The 1,352-nt window shown below is 45.7% G+C and carries 2 protein-coding genes; both read right to left on the bottom strand.

The features are described 5' to 3' along the window. Window positions 1-590 (bottom strand): DUF1365 domain-containing protein (locus A3735_RS03385; RefSeq protein WP_156499371.1); only part of this gene is annotated, 590 nt, incomplete at its 3' end. Then, on the bottom strand, window positions 590-1,352 hold a 763-nt coding region (locus A3735_RS03380; RefSeq protein ID WP_197485633.1), incomplete at its 5' end, for an NAD(P)/FAD-dependent oxidoreductase. The genes A3735_RS03380 and A3735_RS03385, both read right to left, overlap by 1 nt.

Here is a 1,352-nt window from a genome sequence, read left to right as displayed (position 1 = left end):
CTTAGCCCTTGGTTTGGCTCATCAAAGGTCCAGTGATAGGTCATATCCATAGGGTTGAACGGCGAAACATGAAAAACTTTGGGAAACTCATAGTGGTGATATTTTTGTGCTTTCAGGGCATACGAGCCATACTCTCCCGATTGACCTACGGGTAGCACATAAGCATGCCGTTCACCCCATGGGGTGTTGGTGATTTCAGCCAAAATAGAAACCAGCTTGTTAGCTTTGTCAAAACAGTAGTAGAAGGTGACAGGGTTAAAGACTGCATTGAAATAGCGGGCGTGGCACAGCATTCTGACGTGTTCAATTTCCGGCGCAGATAAACCTTGTTCGGTGAGATTGTTCGTCACTTTATTAATGACTGCTTGTTTTAAATCGCCCGATTCGGGTGAGTAATAATCATCGCGACGAAACGAGACAATATTGAACTTTTCGAGTGAACAGTACCACTTCGATTTACACAGCGATTCTAACTCGTCTAAGTCAAGATAGAGCATAAACAAGGGGTAGCGAAACTGGTGTTTCTTGGGCAAAAAACGACGATGCCGTATCGATCCTCTATATATTGAGCTGTGCTTTATTTTGCTCACTAGAGTGTTTCTCCGAAAGCCTCTGCGACGCGAAGTCCGCTATTGACCCCATCTTCATGAAAGCCGTTGAACCAATAGGCACCACAATAGTGTGTGCGTCCATGACCAGACTCAGGGTTACCACTTATTTCATGATGACGCGCCTGTGCTTTGACGCCGTCTTGGCTAAAGACCGGGTGGCTGTAGTTGAACGTGCGAATGATCTTGCTGGGGTCTATTTCATTGGTCCTGTTTAGAGTAACTAGAAATGTTTCGGGAGCGTCGTCGAAGTTCTGCAGGATGTTCATGTTGTAAGTCACCATGGCACAATCATTAGCGCGCTGAGGAATATGATAATTCCAAGCCGCCCAGGCCAGTTTTTTCTTAGGCATGAGGCGAGTATCTGTATGCAGAGTGACGCTGTTGTCCTGATAGGGGATTGCGCCAAGAATCTCGCTCTCTTTTTCAGACACATCGCCGAGTAGCCGTAAGGCTTGATCGCTATGGCAGGCAAAGATGACCTGATCAAAGGTCTGCACAGAATGGTCGCTAAAGGTAATGGCCGCCTCGCTAGGGCTTCGTGTTACCTTTATGATATTGCTGTTAAGGTGAATGTTGTCTTTAAAACGCTGTGTAATCGGTGCTATGTAAGACTCTGAACCATTCGTTAGTACCCTCCACTGCGGTCGATCATCGACACTTAACATGCCGTGATTCTTAAAAAACTGAATAAAGAATTTTAAGGGAAACGATAGCATTACATCGACAGATGCAGACCAGATA

This window comes from Oleiphilus sp. HI0061 (assembly GCF_001635675.1).
The sequence above is the reverse complement of the archived record's forward strand: the minus strand, read 5'-3'. Positions and strand labels throughout refer to the sequence as shown.